The following is a 24764-nucleotide window of genomic DNA, read 5'->3' as shown; positions in this document are numbered from 1 at the left end:
AGGTGGGCAACGCCGATTCCGGGTCGCCCACCAGCCTAAACATATGAATTACAAACTGGCAGGCGCCTTCACCTTGGGAATGTTGGTAAAAGGCTTAATGCCAAATCTTGGATACACCTCGCTGGGGTAATAAAACACGCCGCCACGGGACACCAGGCTGATGATTTTAATCGCCTTGATATCTTCGGTTGGGTTACCGGGCACCAGGAAGAAATCCGCCAGTTTGCCGGGTTCGATACTACCGCGGTCGGTATGCCCCAGATAGTTGGCCATAGCATAACTGCCAAGCTTCAGCAGCTCGGCCGGGCTAAAACCCAGTTGCTGATACAGTTCCAGTTCGCGGTGCTGATTGAAGGCACCGCCCAGATCGGTGCCAGGCAGCAGCTGAATACCGCGCTCTTTCATCATTTTCAAAGTGGTCAGGATCTGCTCATAGGCACCACGATAGGCTTGGTCCTGCTCCGGGCTGGCCACTTTTGCCAGCGACACTTTAGCACTGCGCTGCACGCCAGGCGGCATATGGTCAATATAATCCCTGACGCCGGCTCGGGTTTCACCGTTACGCGACAACAGCAGGTATTCGTGAATAGCCAGAGTGGGATCGATAGCCACCTGATTTTCTACCATTAAATCCAGGGTTTCCTGTACCGCAGGGCTGCTTAGATCCAGGGCAGGCAAACGATCCAGGGCGGTCAGCCTTAGTAAGGTACGAGTATCTTCAGTGGGCTTTAACACCCAGCCCAGCATCACCTGGTTAATATGGGTCATTTCATCAAAGCCGGCGCGGATCATGGCGTTGGCGTTAGAAAAAGCCGGTACATGGCCGGTGACACGCATATTCAGCCGCTTGGCTTCCTCGGCTATGGCCGGTGCCCATTCGCCTTTCATACTGTTGTAAAGCTTCACCCCGTCAAAGCCATGCTCGGCATAGGTATGTACGGCGGCAATGGCCTGTTCCTGGGTTTCCACCAGGATACCGTTGTTGTTATTTGACGGACTTTTACCTTCTATCATGCCGTAGCGGGTAATACGCGGTCCGGCCAATACACCACTGTCGATTTTATTTTTCAGCTCGTCCAGCACCTCCAGCGCGTTGCCCATATCCCGCACTGAAGTGACCCCGGCCAGCACGTTCATTAGCGCGTCGTCGTCACCGGTGTGGGCATGCATTTCATACAGCCCGGCAACCAGGGTGCCACCCGCACCGTCGATTTCGGTTTCACCGGCCTGCGTAGCAATTTCCAGCGGTTCAATGGCAGTGATGTTCTCGCCCTTTACCAACACAGACACAGGCTCACTCAAACTTAAGCTTTGTGGCTGGAACACCCGCACATTACGAATCCGTACAGCGCCCTGGTAGTGGTGGGCAAATTCAGATTGCAGGGCTTCAAAACGCTCGGTGGAATACTTGGCCGACAGCTGACGCAACTTAGCTTCCTCAGCTTCAAAGCCTTCGCGGATCACAATCAAACGCGGGGTAATATAGGCAAAAAACTGTTTGTTACCGTCCAGGATCAGGTAATCAGGATCCAGATCCGCCCCCGCCAGGGCAAAGGTGTTTAACGTCACCGAACCTTCTTCGCTCTGCACTTGCAAGGTTTCCAACGCCGTCAGGTTTAAGGTGCCGGCAGGCAGCGCGGCCATGCTTTTGCCTTCGGTTTGCATCAGTGCCCTGGCCATTATATAGGCCTGATAAGGGCTGCTGTTTTGCGGTACATACAGCGCATTGCTGTCTATTCTGGCTTCCCCCGGGCCGGTGGCATCCCGCCAGGTAGCCTGCCCGGCATGAATTTGCATTTGTTCTTCCACCGGGTTGCCAAACGTAGTGTTACCGCTGATTGTCCAGCTTTGTGGAATGCCATTTGCGTTTAAGCTGACCTGCTCTTTATAGGCAGGGCCACGGCCGTTGCTTTTAAAATCATAATCAATACTGATGTCATTACCCTGATGGGTGGCATACAAATGCCCCACCACATTACCGTTTAATATCACGTTAAAACGCTGCTCTTCCTGACTGGCACTGTCAGGCTGGTTGTTGGCGACTTCGGCAGATGGCGGCTGGGAGCACCCCAGCAACAGGCCAAGCAGAATACTAATATTTAGGATACGCATAGCAAATCTGTTACTTAAGAAGTTTCAATGACCCCCAGTGTATAAGCATATTTTGCATGGTTACAAGCGCGCTGCTGCGAGCTGTCAGTAATCCATACATGTATCTTCACTATCAGCACAAATCAACTTAACGATAAGCGTTATCATTTACAAAAATATATTTCCAACATACTATGTCGCCCTCAAAATACAGGCCAGGAGCACACACATGCCACACACCAAACCTCTTAGCGCCTTGGCGCTGGCGGTAAAACTGCCCTTTATATCCATGGCAATAAGTCACTCCGCCGCTGCCAATCCGGCGGACAATCAAGCCGTTGAAGTGATACAGGTCTACGGTAACCAGGGAGCCAGCCGCTCTGCGACTAAGCTGGACCTTACGGTGTATGAAACCCCACAAACCGTGACCGTGGTATCCCGTCCGCAAATGGACGATTTCGCCCTGCGTTCAGTAAACGACTTGCTGGCGTATACGCCAGGGGTGACAGTGGAGAAAGTGGAAACCGACCGCATCTATTACACGGCCCGCGGCTTTGATGTGGTGAATTTCCAATATGACGGCATCGGTGTGCCCTTCTCGGCCGGTTTATCCCATGGCAACCCGGATACTGCCGTATTTGAGCGGGTAGAAGTGATAAAAGGCGCGGCTGGCCTGGTGACCGGGCTGGCCAATCCATCTGCCACGGTAAACTATCTGCGAAAACGCCCCAGTGAGCAGCTAAGCGGCTATGCCAGTTTGTCGGCAGGTTCAGACAGTCGGTTGCGCTTTGAGGGCGATGTTTCCGGCAGCCTTGGCGCCAATCTGAATGGCCGAGCGGTGGTGGTAAAAGAGCGGGCCGACTCTTATCTGGATCGCAAGGAAGACGTTAACAGCCTGCTTTACCTGGTGGCTGAATATGCGTTTAGCGAACATACCGCCATTACTCTCGGTCACAGCTACAACCTTAACAACGTGGATGGCAGTTTATCCGGTGCCCTGCCGCTGTTTTACAGCGACGGTAGCCCAACTGATTTTGACGTTGCCACCAGCACAGCACCAGAATGGGCATACCGCGATGTAAAAAACAGCCAGACCTTTGCCGAATTGCGTCATCAGCTTTCCGACAACTGGAGTCTGAATGCCCTGCTTAGCGAAAACAAGGTAGAGCAGGACTCTGCGGTCATGTATGTATATGGCGCACCAGATAAACAGACGGGTCTGGGCATGATTGGCCTGCCCAATCAATATGATCTGGATGAAACCCAGCGCATTGCTGATTTGTATTTAAGCGGCAGCTACAGCCTGTTTGGCCGCCAGCACGAGCTGATGCTGGGTGTGAACTACGCCCACATTGAACTGTTCGGTCAGTCCTTCTACGACAACGAATTTAGCGATTCTGCCCTGGGCGCAGACTGGGCTGCAGGGAAAACCCAGGTCGGTGATTTCGATGCCTCAGATCCCTACAGCAGCGGCCATCAGGACAAGCAGACTCATCGCTCGGTTTATCTGGCCACAAGACTGCACTTAAGTGACGCGTTTTCGCTGTTGTTAGGCGCCCGCAATATGTCGGTGGCCCAGCATGGCTATAGCTATGGTACCGATGCCAGCTCGGATGCCACCGAAACCGTGCCATACCTTGGCGGTTTATATGAGCTGAATGACAGCCTGGCCTTATACGCCAGCTACAGCGAAGTGTTTACCCCGCAATCTTTTGTCGACCCGGACTTTCAGGCATTGGGCGTTGCCAAAGGCAACAATGCCGAAATCGGTGCTAAGTTCAATCTGAATAACAACGCCACCGCCACCCTGGCGCTGTTTCGTGCCGATCTGAAAAACGTTGGCGAATTTGCCGCCGTCAAGAATGGCGTGAACACCTATCATGGTCTGGATTATCAATCGGATGGTGCAGAGCTTGAACTGGTGGGCAGTATCGGTGATGCCTTTAACATCAGCTTTGGTTATACCTGGCTAAACAGCGTCGAGGGTAACGATGGCCAACAAGTTCGTACTTATGTGCCGCGCAATATGGCCAAGTTATCGGGGGTTTACTATCCCAGCAGCCTGCCAGCCCTGTCATTGGGTGCCAGCCTGAAATGGCAGGATGATATCTATATTGAGCCACAGCCAGCTCTGCGCCGCGAGCAACCAGGTTATGCCTTGATTGATTTGTTTGTTCGCTATGAGGCCAGTGACAATCTGAGCCTGGCCTTCAATGCCAGCAATATGACGGATAAGAAACACCTGGCGAGCCTTTACTGGGACCAGGCCTTTTACGGCGCGCCCCGGCAGGTTCAGGCCACACTGACCTGGCGTTATTAATCAAGCTGCCTGATTTCAAGGGAGAAACTAGTCAGTAGAACAAACGAGCCGTTGTCGTAACAATATGCCAGCGGCCGTATTGTCAAAATCACTGGCCTTCTATGCACCGCTCTTTTTATGGCAGGTTTACCGGCAATGCGCGGCTATGTTTAACCTGCTGCAAGACAAACAAGGTCTGCGCTTCCCGTACCTCGGGAAAGGCGCGCAGGGTTTTCAGAATAAAATGCGACAGTTCTTTATTAGTTCGTGCCACCACTTTCATCAGATGGTCATAAGCGCCGGATAAGGAATAACATTCCAGGATCAGGGGGTGGGCTCGCACCGCCATTTTAAACCGATCAAAGGCCGCTTCATTTTGCTGGTTGATACTGACCTGCACAAACGCAGTGACGCCAAAGCCCGCTTCCTCGGCATCCACTATGGCGCCATAGCCCTTTATCACCCCAGACTCCTCCAAGCTTTTGGTGCGGCGCAGGCAGGTGGACTCAGACATATGGGTTGCTTTAGCCAGCTCCACCATCGACATACGCCCATTGGCCTGCAGTTGCGCCAGGATCTTTTTATCTTGCTCGGTCAACATAACGGATTCCTTCATAATCACATCAATAACTGCACGATACCGTCAAAAAAGTGCAAATCAAAGGCCATTTTGACGACTTCCGTCGCGTCTTTAGCCCTAAAATGTTTACCGGTTAAGAACATCAATGAGGCAAGCATGGCAGACAAATTTTTTCACGTTGGCGAGCTAAGCGACCAGCAACCGCAAACCACTCAGTATCAGATTTCGCCCTTTAGCAAAGCGCGGCATCCCGAACCCTACCGTTTCGAAGTCAACCTGGTGGCAGAATCGGGTAAGATGCAAAGCAAAACCGGGGTGGTGTCGGTCAATATTCCCGGCTTCAGCCCGATTACATTATATTGCGATGAGCAGCCGCCGGTTGGTGAAGATACCGCGCCACCGCCCCTGGCATTTTTTGCGGCAGGCATTGGTTTTTGCTTAATGACCCATTTAACCGATATCCTCAATGCCCGTAACATTCGGGTAGACAGCCTGAAGCTCGAACAGCGCATTGTATTTCGGACTAACCTTGGCCATATGCGCGAGCATGGCTATATGACCGAAGGTGGCTGCGATGTGGTAGAAACCCATGTGCTGATTGACAGCCCTGAGCCAGAAGAGCGGATCAAAGATCTACTGAATGAAGCAGAAAATGGTTGTATGGCCCATTATGCCCTGAGAAACCCCATTCCCTGGTCAACCCGTTTAATCTACAACGGCCATGAAGTAATCAGCCGTTCAGGGGGCTAGACAAGATCAATAGTGCCCCGAAATCCCTGCGCCTTCAGCGAGTTTGACCAGGGGCTGTTTGGCTGCCAGTTACCTTGATGCTGATTCCCGCCAGTCTGTCTCGCTATGCTAACGCAGCCAGTAACCGATAACCGTACCCATCAATCCAAAGCTGCCTTTTTGCAGGCTTTGGTCATCAGATAACCACAGAATGGCGAAGCATCCGGCTAAAATAATCAGTGACACCAGAATCTGCATCACAACCCGGGAATACCCCTGGGCCAAGCTTAACCTTTGTTTCAGTTCCGTATCATCGGCACCGCAGTCAACAGGTCGGCGATGGGCATCGAACACCTTAGCCGCATAATCCAACTGATGGCCAAATATCTTCATTCCCGTTCCTCATTGATAAGATACACACCTGTTACCATAACGCTGCCGCTAAGGGTTGCAATAACGACGGTTTTTTTACCCCTGGCAGCCTGCACGGTAGTAGCTATTCCTTTGTCCAACTCAGCCAGATACTCTCCCATGGAAGTGCTACAGGGTTGATTACGACAACGCATGATCTCAGCCTGATGCAATCCTGCCAAAATAGCTTCAAATTCCAGCCTGTCCACGGACACCAGACCACTGTTGCCTTCACCAATCAGTTTTTGCGAGTTACAGGATAACACCAGCACCTGCTTACCGTGGCGCATAGCTTTATTTATCAGATAAGGAAGGTTGACCATCTCTCCACTTGGCAGCAACACCCCTTCATCATTGCTGTGCCCAACCAGTATCAGCGTATCCACGGCTTCATTTTCCAACTGCCTGTTCAACGTTGATATAGACAGTGGTCCCGAGGTCGTATCTGCCTGAAGCGGGGCTGTTTGCATTTGCCTTTCAAGTTGCTGCATCTGCTCTTGGATTAGCGCAACCTCCCTCGGACTGAGATCACTGCCGTATATTTTGCGGATCTCCTGTTCAGTTCTGGGTATCGCCATCACCAATTTAGGATGTTTGACACGTCTGGCGAAAAAAACCTGGGCCTCGGCCAAAGAACCCGTAGTTTTATAATAAATTGGCCCATGCTGATAATAGTTGCTTTCCAACTCATGGCGGGCAAACTCCAGGAACTCAAGTTGCCCTTCAGACACTGAAGGTTTAAGCAGCTTTGTTGTTTGAGGGCTGGCTAAATCAGTCCCTATGTTGCCACTGGGTAGGTTTTTGCCCACTGTAGGCGCCATATCACTGCCCAATTTTGCCAACATCAGCACTAACATTCCCAACCCCACATAAGTATGAGCGCTGATTCTTGATAAAAAACCAAATGGATTGGTCTGGGCACCGCCGCGGGTCAGACCAATAACTAACCACAGCAATAAATTAAGATAGGGAACAAGCATTAACACTAAGGTGAACAGGGTCCAGCCAATATCCCGTAGCCGTCTGATCCATGCAGAGATCATGGCCAATGTGCCAAGAATCAGTAGCATGGAGCTCCAAACAGTTAGTTCGCCCCCTTCCCGCCCACTACTGGGAATAACGGCAACCAAAATAAGGCACTGAGCCAAGACAAAATGCAGCCAGAAATATCGCCGGTTCAGCTCGCCATCAAATCTGAACAAAAATAGCAAAAAGCCTTTAACAGCCTGTTGAACTTGATTTGGCATCCATCACTTCCCTTATGCGGGAGCCCCGTATTGATTAAGCCCGAGAAACCATCAGGAAAATTCTGCCAGAACCAGCCACCAGGTCAAATATTCATCAGTTAATGCCTGTTCACATTTTTCCCTACCTTAACCAGCCTCAAACTGCTGAGCATCTTCGCGTTTATCAATCACATGCAGGTCTTCAGGCTTGCCGCGGCGCCAGTAGCTGCTGATATAAATATCCTGAGGGTAACAGCAATTAAATGATAATAATTCCTAATTGAGATTATCGTCAGGTTTTTGTCTGTTAATCGCAGGAGATGGGCTATGTTTGTCGGAATAAATTTCGACCTACCTGGGTTGTATCGGGCTGGCTGTCGGAATCAATTCCGACCCACTAAGGGGATCGTCACGCTAAGGGGATTGCAATGTTAAGGGGCAAAACCGTCTGCAGCACTACTGGCTAAAATAGATTGGCTACCAATACAAAAGGCCACCCGCAGGTGGCCTTTGACTATTCGGGATAATCGCTATCAGAACTTCATCTGCACACCGGCAAACAAACGTCGGCCATAGTGGTTAACAAAGTAGGGGCGGCTGTCGTCACCTACATTGGCTTCCTGTTTGCTGTCGCTGAGGTTTACCCCCTGTAGCAGCAAAGTCACATTGTCGTTCAGGTTATAGCTGATATTGGCGTCAAACTGGCCATAACCGTCCTGGTACCAGCGCAGGTCCCCTACCACACCAGCGTAGTAACTACCGCGGTAGTTGTAGGAAAGCCGCACCGACACATCATGCTTTTCATAGTAAACCGTGGCGTTATAGGTGTCTTTTGAGTTGTTGGGTAACTCTTTGCCTTCCTCGTCCATATCCGCATCAGCGTAGGTATAGTTGGCCAACACCCCAAAGCCATTGTTGAAGTCATGCTGAATATTCACCTCAATACCCTGGTTAACCCCACCGTCACTGTTAACCGGGGTTTTCAGGTTGTATTCCTGTACATTACCCTCGTCATCCGGCAGCATCTCCGGGAAGTATTGTTCGTCAATGTAAGTGCTGATGTCTTTATAGAAAAACGCCAGTGACAAAATAGACGACTTGGTAAAGTAGTATTCGGCCGACAAATCGTACTGGGTCGCACGATAAGGCTCCAGGTTTGGATTGCCCTGGAACCCAGGATTTTTGGGGTTAGACCAGGCGCTTAACCGGTACCCCCGGCGACTGGTCAACAGATCATAATCCGGACGCGACATGACCTTGGATGCAGCGAAACGCAGGATCACATCATCTTGCAACTGATAATTCAGGTTCAGGCTCGGCAGCACATCAGTGTAGTCACGGTCGACGATCACCGGTACCCAGGTCCAGGACGCCGGATCCCAGGTATATTTCATGTAAAAGTCCACCCCTTCACTGCGCTGCTCGGTACGGGCATAACGCACGCCAATATTGCCGCTTAGTTTGTCGAAGGCAAAATTTCCCTGCACATAAGCATTGGTAACTTTTTCGGTCAGATCGAAACCATACTGCATATGGTCGTATTCACGCAGTGGCTTGGTAGAGGCTGTCCACTCGTCCCAACTGGCATAGCGGAATTGGTATAAGTCTGACTGCTGGCGTCCTTCGCCCATAAAGTCGTCCATCAGCTTGCCGTCGGTAAAATCTGCCAGGGTCATGGCCCCCACATCATTAGGGTGCCATACCACCTTGTACAAACCGGAGGTTTTATTGTGGTCACGGTATTTCAAACCCACATCCACCGACTTCAGCCAGTCTGAGTCCAGCATCCAATTCAAATCGGTTTGCAGGTAGGTTTCTTTCTGGGTATTGCTGATCAGGTTTCTATGGGTGTAGAGGCCGGTGTAGCCTTGCGGGGTTAAATCATCGGGCAAATCATAGTGGATCTGGCCGCCACTGAGATCAAATCCCACCAGTGCGCTGGACTGAAACTCAACCTGATCGTCCTGAATCTCGCCTTCAGCCTTGGTTTGGCCAAGCTGCGCGGTCCAGGTAAAGTTATCGCCACGGTATTCCAGTTGCAGATCATGCACGCGGGTATCGTAACTGCCGTCGTGGCTACCGGCGCTGTACAGCACTTCTTTGGCCCAGTTTGCATCCGCTTCATTGCCAGGGACCTGACCTGACACTATGGTGTCACCTACCAGCTGCGAATTGATGATGTCGTTGACACTGCCGACCACATAGGCACCGTTAGCCACCTGCTTATTGCTGACATCGACACTGGAATACAGGTTATTAAAGGTAAGTTTCAGGGCATCGCTCGCCGCATATTCGAAGGTGGCGGTCAGGGTATTGAGGTCTTTGTCCGATTCATAACGTGAAGCGCGCACTTCCGACGGTGCATAGAGATCCTTACCGTCAATCTGGGCTGGCACAAAACCGGCGGTATTCAAACGGTCTCTGCGAATACTGTTGTCTTTGTATACCGCACCGACGTTCAAACCAAAGTTGCTGTCTTCATTCTTCCAGGAATAAAAACCCGACAACAATGGGCTGTGCTCACCACTGCTTTGTTGATAACCATCACGAGCCGACAGCACCAGATAATTGTTATCGGTAGACAATGGCTTGCGGGTTTTCACAATCACGGTGCCGCCAATAGAACCTTCGTCTACCTTGGCCTGGGCTGATTTATGCACTTCCAGGGTTTCCACCACTTCGGCAGGCAGCAAGGAATAATTGAAGCCTCTGGAAGGTGTCAGAATGGAGGTAGAGGCCGTGGCTGAGGCCACATTCTGGCCATTTAGCAAAGTCAGGTTAAGGTGCGGCGCGGTACCACGAATACTGACTTTATCACTCTCGCCATCGGTTTTTTCCACCTGCACACCGGTAATACGCGACATAGCGTCGGCCACCGTCTGATCAGGGAACTTGCCGATATCCTCGGCAGAAATGGCATCCACTATCGTACTGGACAGCCTTTTGATATTCAGGCTTTTTTGTACCGAGCCACGGAAGCCTTTGACTTCCACCACTTCCACTTCATTCTGGTCCGCCTCCTGGGCCAGGGCGGGTAAGGCCTGGCTGGCAAGCAAGGCGGCCTGTACCGCCAACAAAAGCTTATTGGGTTTACGATTTGTCATTATGTCTTTCCTGTAACGCCGCTTATGTGTTGTTAACAAAGCTACAACAACGAATTATTTATTACAACAAATTAAGATAATAAAGAATAAAGTATCTCAAGCACATATGCCAACCGGATCTATACTCCAATGACCATACTGGTTTCGTTTTTCATCCAATCGGGAAAAATTGCAGGAGGCAACATGCCAACCGCCAAAATTAGTCAGCAAGACATGGCCCATATACTTACTGAACATGTAAGACTCGATCAAAGAGAATCCTGGGAGCGAAATAAAGGGGTATTCAACCCCAATTGGCTGTGGGTTATAGACAGTGACTTTACAAAAGCGTTAATGGAAATAGCAGACGAGGTGTGTACGCTGGGAGTTGGCGCAAACACCCAACATGCTGTCGATATAACAAGTTGGGACTACTACTATAATTTCAATAAAAAAACCGGCTATCAAAGCATTGATCAGGAGTTGAACATTAAGTGGTTTAAAGGGGTAGTGGTGCGAGGTAACCTGGATAACGATACTATTCATGTACGAACCATGTTCCCTAAAGGGACTTTAGATTTTGCTTAATTCCCTGGTCAGTCTGTAACGACTGACCAGGGCAATACTGCTTAGGGTCGAATCACCAGGTTATCCAATCGATAGACGGCACCCAGCGCACGCCCCCACTCGGGGAAAATCATCACCAGTTTAATCTGACTGAGATCCAGCCCGGCCGCCGCTAAGGCGCTGATGTCATAGCTGAAATGCTGCCACTGCCCCACCTGCGGTACCTGACCTTCCAGGCTGTCACTCAGGGCAAACTGGGCGTAGCTACTGTTTTGCCCTTCAATTTTAATCAGGATCAGCGCCTCGGCATCCTCTGGCGCCGACACCAGTTTCAGATCAAACTCCAAGGTACCTTCGGCCACCGGGCGCAGGTCATGGGCGATATTAGCTTGCAACCCAGACACTGTGCCGGATGGCCCATAGAAGTTTACTTCCACCACATTACCGAAACCCGGATCATTGTCCTGCACCACCGTCAGCGAGGCATTGGCGCAGCAGTCCCATAATGTCCAGCCATTGGCCGCTGTATCGGCAAACAGCACCAGCTCATCTTCCACCACAATATGGCTGGGCGGCGGCTCGGGGTTATTGCTGTCATCGCCGTCACCGGTCAGACGCACATTATCCACTTGCATCACTACCCCTTGCTGATTGCCCCAGGCCGGAAACAGTACCAGCGGCGTATCCACCCGGCTGACATCCAGGCTGGAGCTGGGGTTGGCCAGTAAGTCACTGATAGCAATCTGATAGTGGGTCCACTGTCCGATAGCCGGCGCATCAATGGCAACATCGCCTGAGCTGCAAGGATGGCCGCAATCCATCTTAAGCATAAAGTTGCGCACCTCACGCGGGTCTGCCAGTACGTTCAGGTCGAACTCAATAAAATCAAAGCCACTGACATCCAGGCGCAGCGGTGTGCCGCTGGTATCCACCTGAGTTTGAAAGTACACCACCGATTCATTGGTATTGAAGCTGATTTGCTTAACCTGGCCATATTGGCTGTCGCTACTGGTGACCTGCTCCAGCGTCACATCGCCGTTTGCCACATAGCTGGCCAGAACAAAAGGCGGATGGTCGGCTTCATCGAAGATCACCGCTTCACTGCGATTCGCCAGCGAATACTGGTAGCGAATATTATCCAGTTGCACCGACATGGCGCCGGTTGGCTCAAACACCACAGGGTTGAGGATACTAGCCAGATTGGCGTAGTTGCCTGGTGCAAAACGGTTACCTTTGGCCAAAAGCTCAGCAATATTCAGGCGCACTTCCTGCCACTGTCCAATCTCAGCTAAAGGCACGGCGGTATCGCTGACAAAGGGCCAGCCGCTGTCGAGTTTCACCAGCAATTCGCTGCCGGCATCGGCCGATTGCAGTTTGACATCGAATACCAGCTCACCGTATTCCTGCCAATGAGTCAGATCCAGTCCCGGTGGATATTCGATATACAGATTGCCGACCGGACCGCTTTTGTCCAGTTGCAGTACCAGGTCTTTGCCCGGCTCTTGCACCTGGCTAAATTGCACGGCGCCCTCGGGGTTGTAACTGTTAAAACCCAGCCCTTCAAACAGGCCATTGGCATACAAGTTAAACACCGGTCCGGCACCAAGGTTATCCACCGGATCAGGAATGTCAGGCGCAGTATGGCCTTCCACCAGTTCAGCATCTGCTGAGATGGTCTCACAACCGGCGCCCGTGGTTGGATTGACGGCGCATTCATATACCCTGACGTAATCCACCTGCATGGTCTGCGGGAACACATTAGGGTCAATGCCTTTTTCATTCACGTTACCTGCCCAGGCACCGCCTACGGCCAGATTTAATAACAAATGAAAGCGTTCATTAAAGGGCGCACTGCCAGGCGCGGTCTGCATCTGACCATTGGCATCCAGATACTGAGCATACCAGCCGGTGTCGCGCTGGGTAGCAAAATGCACATCATCCACATACCAGCGGATTTCTCCCTCCTGCCATTCCAGTGCATAAGTGTGGAAACCATCGGCCGGATTCAGGCCGCCCGGCAGCTCATAAGCTGCGCCGGAAGACACATTCCCCGGCCAGACCCGGCCATAATGCAGCGTGCCATGGGTGCGATTTTCCAACTCACCTGGCGCGGCACCGGGTTTATCCGATTGGGCTTTGAGGTTAACCGCTTCCATAATATCGATTTCACCGGAGGCCGCCCAGCCACCATACACATAATCACTGGGCAGCATCCAGATCGCTGGCCAGGTGCCTTGACCCGCAGGCAGCTTGGCGCGGATTTCAAACCGGCCATAGGTCCAGTCCCCTTTGTTCAAGGTACGCAGACGCGCCGAGGTGTAAGGCAAAGTTGCGTAGCTGTCGGTCTCGCCATTGGGACCGGCCGGGCCGGTGAAGCTTTCCTGATGGGCAACAATATTCAGCAGGCCATCCTGCACAAAAGCGTTTTTGTCTCTGTTGGTGTAACACTGCTGCTCACCATTGCCGCCGCCCCAGCAGTTCTGTTCAAATCCCCACTTGTTGGTGTCAATCTGCGCCCCGTCAAATTCGTCCTGCCAGACCAGTTGCCAATTGGAAGGATTGTTCATCAAACTGGCGTTGAAGGTCAGGCGGCGTCTGTCCAGGGCAAATTTCAGATCCAAACTCAGGCTCTGCCCCGCTGCCAGTTCACTCTGCGCCACATCGATATAGGCAATCCCCTCGGCGCTTTCACCGCTTTGTTCCACCAGCGCCACGCTGGGCTCGCTGACAAGCAGCCGAAATGGCCCGGTCAGCGCCTGTTCGCTGTTATTGCTGATGGTCACCGTCACCCGGTAAACCCGGTTGACCCTGTCAAATACCGGATTGGCGCTGTGAATCTGTACCTGACTGTCTAACGCGGCCCAGTCGGCATAAGCGAGCTGACTGGCACCAAGCAGCAGTGAGGCCGCCAATACCTGGCTTAATGCATGGCGTTTCATTGGCGTGCTCCCTGATGGTTGTTAAGCGTCCTGCCCAGTAGCAGCAAGCCTGCCAGCATCAATATCAGACTGACAGGCTCCGGCACCTGGTTGCTAAGGGCTTCAAGAGACACCTGATGCACCAACAAAGAAGAACGGCCAAGATCGGTAAAACCATTGCTGTCAGCACCGACCAGCACCTGGAATTCCAGTGTCCAGTTGGGTTGGCTCAAAAGGCTCGCATCAATCAGCCAGGACAAACTAAAATCTGCCGCACCATTGATATCAGTTGGCAAGCTCAGACTGCCAGGCAAACCAAATTGATCGAACAGTGCCCCTGAGCCGTCGCCCAGACCAATGGCGAAATAGTCGGCAACAAAGCCGTTGTCCTGGCTGGTTAGTTCACTGTCAACAGAGAAGTCCAGGCTCAGTTTCAGCAGCCCCATGCCGGTAAAATCCAGCGCCTGATACAAGGTATTGGCAAAAAACACATCGGTGTTGGCCGCATCCACATGAATACCGGCGGAACAGTTAGGGGCGCTGCCCTCAATGCTGAAATCGTTGGCACCGCCAGAGGCGCCGTCGGTATCGGTTTGCCAGCCACTTAAGTCACAGCTGGCGAAATCGCCATTGTTAATCAGCGCCGCCAGACTTTGCGGCGATGCCAGAATGCCCAGCAACATAATCAGTCGCAGCAGGTTCATAGTCAGATTCTCCCTCTACAGTTTGTGGTTGGCTGTCGATTGCATCCGCCATACCACTCGCAGAGGCTTACCTACAGCAATGAAAGCGCTTACAATCGATTAACAAAAAAATACCCGCAGAGGGTAATCAATCCAAATGTAAGCGCTTTCAAATTAATATCACAGCAATCATATGTCAATTAATTGTTAAAAATGTGTAGATTGGAAGGTACCCGCCGCTGGCGGCGGGTAGATGCTTAAATACCGTAAGCTTTGGTATCCAAAACCTGGCGCGCATCACGTTCACGCTGACGACGCTCTTTTTCGGTTTCCAGCTTAAGGCGCTGTTGTTTAAGTTGCGAAGGCGCGGCAGGAATTGGCTTACGCGGCACCCGCTCATCCGCCATGGCGGCTTCATAAAGAAAACCCGCCATAATGACCGACGCTTGTTTAAGATCATCCTCAATCACATGATCAATGGAATCGATATGAGTGTGATGCAGTCTGGTACTGTAATCCAGCGGGTCCTGAATAAACTGGAAGCCGGGCAGCCCGACATCGTCAAAGGATTCGTGGTCGGTTCCACCGGTGGACAAGTTGGAAACAGCGCCGGTACTGAGATCTGTATAAGGGCTGAACCACTTGCTGAACAGCGGTTTGACCGCCACATTACCTTCGGTGTAGATCCCACGGAATCGGCCGCTGCCATTATCCATATTGAAGTAAACCGACAGTTTGTCGTAATCCGGCTTGGTTTCAATCGGCCAACCCGGGCTCTTCCACAAATAACGGGGTAAGGCGCGCTCTGCCTTGTCCTGAGGCTGGGGGCGGGTGGCAAAATGCTCTTCCACATAAGCACGTGAACCATGCAGGCCCTGCTCTTCACCTGACCATAAGGCGATACGAATAGTGCGTTTGGGTTTGACATCAAGGGCCTTAAGAATACGTACCGCCTCCATGGCCACCGCTACGCCCACGCCGTTGTCCACCGCCCCATCACTGGCATGCCAGGAGTCCAGATGTCCCCCCACCATAACCACCTCTGGGTTGCTGTCGGAGCCAGGGATCTCGGCAATGGTATTGTAGGCATCGGTATGTTCATCGTGAAAACGCGCTTTGATATCCAGCGCCAGTTTAGGTGTTTCATTGCGATCCAGCATGCGCTGCAGCAAGCTGTAATCTTCCTGCTCGATAATCATGGCCGGTACAGGGAAACTTTCCCCTACCTTGTGGCTTTTGCCAAAGACCCTGACCAGTCCCCCCTGGCGGCTGGAACGATAGATGACGGCGGCAACTTTTTCTTTGGCCAGAAAGGCGTCCAACACTTTGCCAAACTGGTAGCGCTGCAGACGATCATCCTTACGAATCGGCGTCATCCAGCCTTCATGACTGGCCGGACGGCTGGGGTCGAATTCCTTGAGCTCTTCCAGTTTCTTACTGTCATGACGTTCGAAAATAATGGTCTTGGGCTTACCTATGGGTGGCTGTTCACCCATCAGTAAAACTTTACCTTTAAGCTTACCCTGATATTTTTGCAGATCCGCCTCGGTGACCGCATCAAACAGCATCACCTCCCCTTCGACCTTGCCTTGGGTACCAGGCGTCCAGGCCACCGGAATTCCGTGTAATGACTCATCACGAGGAGACACCAGATTAATCAGCGCCGAGTCATGCGACCAGCCACGGCCGAACTCAAATGGATCAAGATAGGCATTTTCCAGCCCCCAGGCCTTCAGCTGTTCCAGTGTCCAGCGGTTTGCCTGATCCATTTGCGGTGAATTGGTCAGCCTGGAGCCGATTTTGTCGGTGAGGTGTTCCAGCGTATGCATGACATGGGAGTTATAAAAACCTTCGCTGCGGATTTTATTGGCCATGTCCAGATCGGCACCGGCCTGAGCAACGCCAGCAGACAAGCATGCCAGCGGCAGTAAGAACCTTTTCATATCAGAGATCTTCCTATGATTGTTGTTATGTGTTCCTGGACAGATTAACAAGTTGGCAACAACCATGCCATGGCTACTGCGACCAATGCAGTATCCAGCGGGATTACTGTTTATCCAAATCCACCTCCATCAATTCTTCCAGCTCCAGCTCAAATGGGTTCATTAAGCCTTCCACACCCCATTTCATCAACTGCACCCGCCAATTAGGATTGTCATGGCTGTCTCGAATAAAGCGGTTTATTTGTTGTAACACCAGAGCCTGCTGTGCACTGCCCAGCACATGACGGGAATAACCATCATAAGGTAGGGTTTGCCTTGTTCTATCAACTGATTCAGTGCAGCCCGCTCAATATGCAGCAATCTCAGTTTGATCTGTTCCTGACTGAGATTAAATCTATCCACCCAGGCTCTGCTGAGATCTGAGGGCTGATCTGGCAGATAAAAGGGCGGATCAGAATGATAGGTGTAGATGGTATGTTCGATGGCTTGTGCCATTGCCGGTATGGATAAACAGAAACTACCCATTGTCAGCACCAGCGCACGAAAGATTAAGTGCAATCCAACCTCGTTTATTCTGTGAAATAAGCCTGTGGTTAACTCAGCATAGTCACTTTATGGATAAGCCGCTGATATGCGGTAAAGATTTTATGCCTGAGCGTTATTGCTCCGAAAACACGCACAAGGTAATGTGACCGACTGGTCTGATAACCTCCCCCTGAGACAGATGCCCAAGATAGTTGATCATCAACAAAAAAAGCAGCAAATCGCGGCGGTCGCAACCCAACTTTTTATCGATAAAGGCTATGCCGGGTGCGGTATGCGGGAAATTGCTGCCAGTTTAGGTATTTCGAAAACCCAGATGTATCACTACTTTGCCAGCAAAGAAGTTCTGTTCCAGTATTGTATTCAAGGCTTTCTGGATGCGGCCAGCGGCTATGCCCTGCAGCTAACCCCACAGCAAACACTTACGGAAAAGCTGCATATTCTGCTGGACTATTATGACCAGGCTATCCCTTTGTTTCGTCAGGAATTATATCTGGTGATGGACTACCTGCGCAGCGCCGGTAGCGCCGCCCAGGACCCGCTGCTGGCGAATTATCAACACAGCTTATTGCAGACCTTCATGCACAGTCTGTGCATTAACAGCGAACAGGCTATAGCGGTGCAACAGCAGTTGATGGGCGCCATGCTGATTGCTGTTTTGGGCCAGACGCCACTGCCCAAAGCCGCACTGCACAACAGTTTAATGCGATTGCTGGCCTGAGCATCAGCTTAGCAGGCCTGCCAGACAAAGATTCAAAACTGTAAGGTTGCTGAGGTTGCAAAATACACCACATAAGCGCCAAACAGTAACATCAGCACCAATACAACCTGCACCCAACCGGGCAAAGCCACATGACTTTGCCAGTTATCGCAGGTTTGCAAGCTGCGTACACTCAGCCACATCAGAATCAGGCCAAATAGCAACCCGGCAATCTCAAGAGTGAATAACAGGTCGGACATAGGATCCGGTGATACCGGGAAGATTTCCGCCAGATCAAGCAAAAACACCAGGGCAAAGGCCAGCCCTGCGATAGTCGTGGCCTGAAATGCCCAGCGCAACCTTTTGTGCATAAAATAAACCAGTGCCAGTGACACCATCACCAATGCGGTCAAAAACACATTAAACGACCAGGCGATCAGGGGAGGCAAATGTGAGAAATCGCGGGTTTCTACCGGCCCGCCTGGCACCATCCAGGCCAGGGTAAAAATAGCAATCAGCAATGTGAGGCTGGTAATTCTTGGGTAATTCACTTTACTTCCTTATTTAGACCAACTGGACAGAATAATACCTCCACCATCCTCCCAGATCAATTTTTTAGTCCAGTCGGTCTACAACCTATTAAACTAAAAGATGCCTGAAATCTGATAAGTATTGGACTTGTCCACGCCCTCGCAGTCTCCTACTCTGAGCACCATGGAAACAACAACAGGCAACCTCAATGGACGATACGTTACATATACGCTGCGGCAGTGATATTCGGGATGGCTTACGTCAGGCAGGAATAAAGGGTGACTTTCTGGAATTCTCCGATCCCTTTTGTCAGGGTCCGGTAGTGGACAGCGAGCAGTGGCATACCCTACGCAGTGAATTTATTGCCAGGCACTATGAACTGGCGCTGCCAGAGGTTGAGGAAAAGCAGCGCCGTGCCTATCAGCAACTAGCTGAAGTGCATCAATACCCGCACCTGGTGCTGTGGTTTGAACACGATAGCTATGACCAGTTGATTCTGGCCTTTATTCTGACACACCTGAAACCATTGGCTCTTGGCTATCGCCTGGAGCTGATTTGCATCAGTGAATACCCGGGCATTGAGCGATTCTGTGGCCTGGGCCAACTGAGCCCCGAACAATTAAAACAGCTTTATCTACAACAACGCCAAGCCGTTAGCAGTGCTCATTACGCGGATGCAGAAAATGTCTGGCATAGTTTTGTACAAGGCGATGTGGCCAGGCTAAACCATATTATCCAATCCGGCACACCCTCTATCCCAGCCATGGCCGGGGCACTGAAACGCCAGTTGCAGGAACTGCCATGGACAGACTGCGGGCTGGGTTTAAGCGCGCAGTTAACGGTGCAGATCCTGCAGGACGGCGGTCCCCGGACCTGTGGCAAACTGTTCAGGGAAATCACCCTGGTGCGGGAGCCATTGCCGCATCTTGGCGACCTGATGTACTGGGCCTTACTCAAACATCTGGCCGCTCAGGGGGTTATCGACATTGCAGCAGATGAACAAGACTGGCCGCTGCGCATGGCCAGTTTACAGTCAGTAACAAAGCCTGGTATTGCAGAAAGCTGGTGGGTGGGTCCCTTTGATATCAGCAAAGCAGATTGCCCCAGATGGAACCCGGTTACCGGACAAGTGGTTGAAGTGGCAGAAGCCTAGGGGCTGTTTATCTTTCGAGTATAGATTTTGTGCAAATCCAGCCCCTACTCCACACCTTGTTACATTCATTTTGTTGGTCGGTAAGGAATTTTTGTTAAAACAACATATCGTAATACAGACCAATAACGAACAGGACTTCATCTGATGCGAAGTAAGTTAAATAAGCTGATTAAAGATAACCGGGGCCTGCTGGTATTTGTTGCCCTTATGCTGGTGTTTCGCAGCGCCGTCGCAGATTGGAACGATGTCCCGACTGGTTCAATGAAACCCACAATAGTGGAAGGTGATCGTATTCTGGTGGATAAACTGGCCTATGATCTGCGCCTGCCCTTTACCAATGTATCACTGAAGAAGCTCGGCGATCCCAGTCGTGGTGATATCATCGTTTTTGAGTCACAAAAGGCCGGTGATCGCTTGGTTAAACGCGTGGTCGGCATTCCCGGTGATGTGGTGGAAATGCGCAATAACCGCTTGTTTATCAACGGCCAGCCGCTGAACTATGCCTCTCTCAACCGCAGTGTTGAAGGTGCAGATCTACTGGAGAACCTGCACGGTGTAGAACATGCCGTTCGAATCAAAGCGGGCAATCAGCCTCTGGCAAACTTTCCACAGGTTAAAGTACCAGACAATGCTTATCTGGCCTTAGGTGATAACAGGGACAATAGTGCGGATTCCAGGGTCATCGGTTTTATTCCCCGTGACGAGATCCGTGGCCGCGCGCACCATGTGCTGTTTTCCCTGAATTATGAGAATTACTTTCTGCCGCGTAGCGAGCGTTTCTATAAAGCCATCTAAGCGCTGACGTGCAATCAGGAAGCAGACATTAGCCCGGCGTCAGCAGACTGGCGTCGGACTAATTAACACGTCTTTAAGCCATTGCATATTGTCAGCCACCTGCGCAAGCCGTTACCCTGTAGGCGGACAAATTAATAATCAAAACAAATGACTCCGTTGAATGAACAGGACCTGATGGCTCTCAGTCGCACCGGCGAGCAAATCAGACACGCCATCCGACAACTGCTGCAAGATGTGCCTGAGCACGCTCGCACTATTACTGGCCTAAGCGAATTTATGGATATCAACCGCTCCAACAGTCAGCGTCTGCTGACGGCGGCGCATAGGGTTAAAACCGGCCATGATGTGATTTGTGCCCTGCCAGGAATAGAAGCACTGGACGAGTTTGTCGCTAAGAGTAAACAACTTGGCCTGGACAAAATAAAACTGGCCGAAGCCGGCAAGGCCATAGAACAGTTCCGATTAGCGATTCATCGTTATGCACGCAGTCATGCCGACCTTAAACGCCGTCTCAGCATTCCTCAATCCCAGGGAAACATTGGTCAGTCACTGGGTGGCTCAGCACTGGAGCTGCGCCACCAGCATTTTATTGCCTGCAAACAGTTACTGGGGGTGGCGACTGAGCAGCTGTTCTCGGTGCATATACTGTTTGAAAATCCCCACCGCCAGGCCTTTTTGCAGGAACTGGCACTGGTGGCCAAACAAGGTATTCTGCGTAACCGCCATGCGCAGCCATTTATTCAGTACTATAGCCACAGTAATCCACCAGATTTTGAAGGGCCACAGCCAATCCAACTGGACAGTGAAATGCAGCCCGACCAATTTAGCGTGGGAGTCATAGAGCCTTTCTCCAGCGATGGTCTGATGCAAGCTTATTCGGGGTATTCGGCCGCGCATTCGGCGCTGGTGTTTAACGAGCTGGGCGAACATCATCCCTTTGATGCCACCTTCCTGTTCAGTAATCCGGATGAGCTGGCCAATCCATTGCATTCGGACAGCCCGTTCAGTTCCACCAGTATTTCCATTAAGCATCCCACTGCGCGCCTGCAGATGCTGGTCTTTCTGCATAAAGATATAGACCGGAAAAGCAATGTCAGCACCGGTTGCTATGCGGCCAACAGTAAAGTGCAGGAAGGCAAACTGAGCAGTGATGAACTATGGAGCGAAAAACTGCCGGACAGCCCGGAGCTGCGCCTGACTTCCTATGAATCGGTGATGCAGCAACTGCAACATCGACAGCAGATGATGCTGGATTTTCTGTTCCATCACGCCAATCTGGTGCCGGAGCAGTTTTCCTGCTATTTGCTGGATATCCAATACCCGATCTGGTCTTCAACCTACCGTATTTATTTCGCCCACCGTTAAATGCCGGTCATGCTTAAGTACAGTCTCTCTATCTATCGGTAGGGAGACTGTACAGTGGCAGAAAATCATTACAATCACCACCCGCGCACATTGATCATCAAAAAATATCCATTACAAAACAATTAGTTAACAAACTCACTCAAGTATTAAAAAAGTTTTCCTGCTCAGGACTTGCACAAAAAACATTCACAGATAGTATCTCAGATACACTTTGTTACCAAGATGTTAACGGGAGACGTCAAAGTGTTTTAACTACAACACAAAAGGAACAGGAAATGTATCAGAGACAATCGTTACGTCATCGCCTGCTGATGGGGGGACTCACCCTGGCAACCGGCTTATCCAGCCTGGCACTGCATGCACAAACTACCGATGATGTTACACCACAGGTGGTGGGTGGCAGTGAAACCCAACCTTATTCCCGCCCCTATCAGGTGGCGTTGCTGATGAATGGCCAGCAAGGCTGTGGCGGCACCCTGATCAGCCCCAATTGGGTGCTGACCGCCGCGCACTGCCTGGACAGCGCGTCCACCGGCAATCTTACCGTCAGGGTCGGCGCGCACAGACGCAGCGGTGGCGACGGCCAGGTTATCCGGGTCAGTCAAATCATTAAGCACGAATACTGGCAAGGTGCCAATGGCATACGTTCCGGCTACGATATTGCCGTATTGCGCCTGGCCAGCGCAGCCTCACAGCAGCCCGCTTTGCTGCCCACAAAAGCCTTCGAACAACAATACGCCGATGTGGGGGATTATCCGGTAGTATCCGGCTGGGGCCTGACTTACAACCGCGGCACACCCAGCGAGGTGTTGAGGGAAGCGCCTTTGCCGGTTATTTCCAACAATCAGTGCAGCAGCCAACTGAATTTTAATATTCCCGGCTCGGTGATTTGTGGTGGTGGTGAAGGCGGACGTTCCGCCTGTAATGGTGACAGCGGCGGCCCTTATGCAGTCAGCGCCAATGGCCGTTTTTACAGCATTGGTACAGTAAGCTGGGGAATCAATTGCCAGGGTGCTACGGCATTTACCCGGACCACCAGTTATCTGGACTGGATTGAGGGTAAAACAGGGGTGAGACCTGGTGATCCGGATCCAAATCCAGCGCCAGTAGCCAGCTTCAGTGCTACCGTGACAGGCAATACCGCAGATTTTACTAATACTTCGACAGATGATAGTGGCATTGCTTCTTCCAGTTGGAACTTTGGCGACGGCAGTACATCCAGTCAAACCAACCCCAGCCATACCTACAGCAACAGCGGGACCTACACTGTCACTTTGCAGGTGACAGATACGGGCGGAAAAACCGATACCGCCAGCCGCGCAGTAGTGATTGGTGACGTTAATCCCCCCGGATGTGATGGCCTGCCCACCTGGAGTGTCAGCCAAAGCTATGCACTGGGCGATAAGGTAGCGCATAAAGGTGCCAAATATCAGGCCATCTGGTGGTCAACTGGTGCTGCCCCGGATGTTTATACCAATGTTTGGCGTAACGACGGACCATGCAGCGGTGGTGGCAATCAGGCACCGGTTGCTCAGTTCAGTGCCAGCGCAAATGGCCTGACGGTCAGCTTTACCGACCAATCCAGCGACGATAATGCCGTGGTCAGCTATGCATGGGATTTTGGTGATGGTGCCACATCCAACCAGCAAAACCCTGCCCATACTTATGCTGCACCAGGCACTTACCAAGTCAGGTTGTCGGTCAGTGATGCGCAGGGGCTTAGCCACACTACCAGCAAAGCCATTACTGTATCAGATGGAAACAACTCTGGTTGCAGCGGTATTCCAGCCTGGCAGGCCAGCGCTGTTTATCTGACCGGCGATACAGTTTCCCATCAGGGTAGAAAATACCAGGCCAAGTGGTGGACTCAGGGCGACAATCCAGCACAAAACGCCGGTCAATGGCAGGTATGGCGTGACTTAGGCAGCTGTCAGTAACTATTTGCGGATATCAATTGATATCCGCACCTTTCACAATCTCCATGGCCAGGGATTTGGCCAGTTTTGCCGCCTCCAGTTCACCACAAACATAGGCCTGCACAATGGCGCCTTCTTTCAGCAGGCATAATCTGGCCGCCACTGCGCTGGCCTGCTGATAGGACATACCATCCTGCTGCAACAACTCAGATAGCAACGCCTGAATATCCGCCTTATGCCTGGCACAATGACGATGCACCGGATGTGTTACATCGCCAAACTCTGCACAGCAGTTGATAAAAAAGCAGCCCGCAAAGGGTTGTAACTCCGCCACCCTGTCGTTAAACCAGTCATCCAGGGCATCAAACAATGCCAGGCTTGCAATACGCCCGCTTCCCGCCTGACGCAATCGCCTCGCCAACCAGTCACGGAAAACGCTGTCCCGGTATTCCAGCACGGCCAATAGCAGGTCTTCTTTAGTAGCGAAGTGATGATACAAGGTTTTTTTAGCGATACCGCTTGTATCCAGAATCAGGTTAATCCCCACGGCATGAATACCCCGCTGATAAAACAAAGTAAACGCGGTGCTGATCAACTGTTGACGCTTGTCCATTACTTCGACCTTTGCATTGAGAACCGGGATGATATTGACAGAGGTAGACAACATTGTCTACCATCCAAAGTAGACCGATTTGTCTACCAAAGGAACTCTATGAACTCTGCAAAACATATTGTGACCCATCCGGCCCTGGTCGCCGGCCTTGGCGCAACACTCTGTACACTGCTGTTAACGCATCTGGATAGCTGGCAACAACATATCTGGTTAATGGCACCATTTGGCGCCACTATGGTGATTCTGTTTGGCCTGCCCAGCAGTCCACTGGCACAACCGAAAAACATTATTTTCGGTCACTTACTGACGACCTTTATCGGCCTTGGCGTTATGCAGGCTATGGGAGTAACGCCGCTGTCTATCAGTCTGGCAATGGGGCTAGCCATCGCCCTGATGCTGCTAACCCGCACCACTCATCCACCGGCCGGAGCCAACCCTTTGGTAGTGATGCTGAGCGGTCAGGATTGGCTGTTCTTACTCACGCCGGTGCTGTGTGGTGCCTTGCTGATTACAGCCTGCGGCTGGTGCTATCATAAGTTTATCAGCCGTCAGCCGTACCCGCTGCAACAGGGATAACACTTGGCCTGTCATGCAAATCCCGGTATAACCCGTGCCCAA

General features: G+C 51.5%; 21 protein-coding genes. 9 read left to right on the top strand and 12 right to left on the bottom strand.

Annotated elements, in window-relative coordinates; genetic code table 11:
- Window positions 1–48: 48 nt before the first annotated feature.
- Entirely contained in the window at window positions 49–2112 is a 2064-nt protein-coding gene (locus tag ABD028_RS19605) for an amidohydrolase family protein (protein ID WP_343847137.1), read from the bottom strand.
- A gap of 208 nt (window positions 2113–2320) precedes the next feature.
- Between ABD028_RS19605 and ABD028_RS19600 the strand changes: the two genes are divergently transcribed.
- Window positions 2321–4411 (top strand): TonB-dependent siderophore receptor, encoded by a 2091-nt coding sequence (locus ABD028_RS19600; RefSeq protein ID WP_343847136.1) that lies wholly within the window; start codon window positions 2321–2323, stop codon window positions 4409–4411.
- Window positions 4412–4526: 115 nt separating this feature from the next.
- On the opposite strand, the gene ABD028_RS19595 is transcribed toward ABD028_RS19600, so the two are convergent.
- Window positions 4527–4991: an Lrp/AsnC family transcriptional regulator gene (locus tag ABD028_RS19595; RefSeq protein ID WP_102795882.1), complete on the bottom strand. Its 465-nt coding sequence runs from the start codon at window positions 4989–4991 to the stop codon at window positions 4527–4529.
- A 135-nt stretch (window positions 4992–5126) separates the two neighbouring features.
- Between ABD028_RS19595 and ABD028_RS19590 the strand changes: the two genes are divergently transcribed.
- Window positions 5127–5720 (top strand): OsmC-related (seleno)protein, encoded by a 594-nt coding sequence (locus ABD028_RS19590; RefSeq protein WP_343847135.1) that lies wholly within the window; start codon window positions 5127–5129, stop codon window positions 5718–5720.
- 108 nt (window positions 5721–5828) lie between these two features.
- Here ABD028_RS19590 and ABD028_RS19585 read toward each other — a convergent pair whose 3' ends face one another.
- From ABD028_RS19585 to ABD028_RS19575, 3 genes are all read right to left on the bottom strand, one after another.
- The gene (locus ABD028_RS19585; protein WP_343847134.1) at window positions 5829–6092 is read right to left on the bottom strand and encodes a hypothetical protein; all 264 of its coding nucleotides are present in this window, start codon (window positions 6090–6092) and stop codon (window positions 5829–5831) included.
- Window positions 6089–7357 (bottom strand): DUF805 domain-containing protein, encoded by a 1269-nt coding sequence (locus ABD028_RS19580; protein ID WP_343847133.1) that lies wholly within the window; start codon window positions 7355–7357, stop codon window positions 6089–6091. Before ABD028_RS19580 ends, ABD028_RS19585 begins: the two co-directional genes overlap by 4 nt.
- A 512-nt stretch (window positions 7358–7869) precedes the next feature.
- The gene (locus ABD028_RS19575; protein ID WP_343847132.1) at window positions 7870–10440 is read right to left on the bottom strand and encodes a TonB-dependent receptor; all 2571 of its coding nucleotides are present in this window, start codon (window positions 10438–10440) and stop codon (window positions 7870–7872) included.
- 183 nt (window positions 10441–10623) lie between these two features.
- Here ABD028_RS19575 and ABD028_RS19570 point away from each other — a divergent pair, with 183 nt between their 5' ends.
- Window positions 10624–11007, top strand: coding sequence for a hypothetical protein (locus tag ABD028_RS19570; RefSeq protein ID WP_343847131.1), 384 nt, complete (start codon window positions 10624–10626; stop codon window positions 11005–11007).
- Between the two features lie 41 nt (window positions 11008–11048).
- Here the strand turns inward: ABD028_RS19570 and ABD028_RS19565 are convergent, their stop codons facing one another.
- From ABD028_RS19565 to ABD028_RS19545, 5 genes are all read right to left on the bottom strand, one after another.
- Window positions 11049–13925 carry a family 16 glycosylhydrolase gene (locus ABD028_RS19565; RefSeq protein ID WP_343847130.1) on the bottom strand — a complete coding sequence of 959 codons (2877 nt, stop codon included), beginning with the start codon at window positions 13923–13925 and terminating at the stop codon, window positions 11049–11051.
- Window positions 13922–14608, bottom strand: coding sequence for a hypothetical protein (locus ABD028_RS19560; protein WP_343847129.1), 687 nt, complete (start codon window positions 14606–14608; stop codon window positions 13922–13924). The genes ABD028_RS19565 and ABD028_RS19560 overlap by 4 nt, the downstream gene beginning before the upstream one ends.
- Window positions 14609–14844: 236 nt before the next feature.
- Window positions 14845–16530 (bottom strand): M20/M25/M40 family metallo-hydrolase, encoded by a 1686-nt coding sequence (locus tag ABD028_RS19555; protein ID WP_343847127.1) that lies wholly within the window; start codon window positions 16528–16530, stop codon window positions 14845–14847.
- Window positions 16531–16633: 103 nt separating this feature from the next.
- Complete coding sequence (locus tag ABD028_RS19550) at window positions 16634–16783, bottom strand: hypothetical protein (protein ID WP_343847126.1); 150 nt, start codon at window positions 16781–16783, stop codon at window positions 16634–16636.
- Window positions 16768–17088 (bottom strand): hypothetical protein, encoded by a 321-nt coding sequence (locus ABD028_RS19545; RefSeq protein ID WP_343847125.1) that lies wholly within the window; start codon window positions 17086–17088, stop codon window positions 16768–16770. The genes ABD028_RS19550 and ABD028_RS19545 overlap by 16 nt, the downstream gene beginning before the upstream one ends.
- Window positions 17089–17254: 166 nt before the next feature.
- Here ABD028_RS19545 and ABD028_RS19540 point away from each other — a divergent pair, with 166 nt between their 5' ends.
- Window positions 17255–17794, top strand: a complete 540-nt coding sequence (locus ABD028_RS19540; RefSeq protein ID WP_343847124.1) for a TetR/AcrR family transcriptional regulator — start codon at window positions 17255–17257, stop codon at window positions 17792–17794.
- 32 nt (window positions 17795–17826) lie between these two features.
- Here the strand turns inward: ABD028_RS19540 and ABD028_RS19535 are convergent, their stop codons facing one another.
- Entirely contained in the window at window positions 17827–18324 is a 498-nt protein-coding gene (locus ABD028_RS19535; protein ID WP_102795894.1) for a DUF8051 family protein, read from the bottom strand.
- A gap of 188 nt (window positions 18325–18512) precedes the next feature.
- Between ABD028_RS19535 and ABD028_RS19530 the strand changes: the two genes are divergently transcribed.
- The 4 genes from ABD028_RS19530 (at window position 18513) to ABD028_RS19515 (ending at window position 23554) form a co-directional block, all read left to right on the top strand.
- Entirely contained in the window at window positions 18513–19457 is a 945-nt protein-coding gene (locus tag ABD028_RS19530) for a DUF1835 domain-containing protein (RefSeq protein ID WP_343847123.1), read from the top strand.
- Window positions 19458–19601: 144 nt separating this feature from the next.
- A complete protein-coding gene (gene lepB, locus ABD028_RS19525) occupies window positions 19602–20252 on the top strand; it encodes a signal peptidase I (protein ID WP_343847122.1) in 651 nt (216 codons plus the stop codon).
- Between the two features lie 147 nt (window positions 20253–20399).
- On the top strand, window positions 20400–21617 hold the full coding sequence (locus tag ABD028_RS19520) for a hypothetical protein (RefSeq protein ID WP_343847121.1): 1218 nt from the start codon (window positions 20400–20402) through the stop codon (window positions 21615–21617).
- 275 nt (window positions 21618–21892) lie between these two features.
- Window positions 21893–23554 carry a trypsin-like serine protease gene (locus tag ABD028_RS19515; protein WP_343847120.1) on the top strand — a complete coding sequence of 554 codons (1662 nt, stop codon included), beginning with the start codon at window positions 21893–21895 and terminating at the stop codon, window positions 23552–23554.
- Between the two features lie 13 nt (window positions 23555–23567).
- Here the strand turns inward: ABD028_RS19515 and ABD028_RS19510 are convergent, their stop codons facing one another.
- The gene (locus ABD028_RS19510; protein ID WP_343847119.1) at window positions 23568–24146 is read right to left on the bottom strand and encodes a TetR/AcrR family transcriptional regulator; all 579 of its coding nucleotides are present in this window, start codon (window positions 24144–24146) and stop codon (window positions 23568–23570) included.
- Window positions 24147–24245: 99 nt separating this feature from the next.
- Between ABD028_RS19510 and ABD028_RS19505 the strand changes: the two genes are divergently transcribed.
- Entirely contained in the window at window positions 24246–24722 is a 477-nt protein-coding gene (locus ABD028_RS19505; RefSeq protein ID WP_343847118.1) for an HPP family protein, read from the top strand.
- Window positions 24723–24764: the final 42 nt, after the last annotated feature.

This window comes from Bowmanella denitrificans (genome assembly GCF_039522935.1).
Taxonomy (GTDB): domain Bacteria; phylum Pseudomonadota; class Gammaproteobacteria; order Enterobacterales; family Alteromonadaceae; genus Bowmanella; species Bowmanella denitrificans.
Note: the sequence above shows the minus strand (reverse complement) of the source record. Positions and strands in the feature narration are given on the sequence as shown.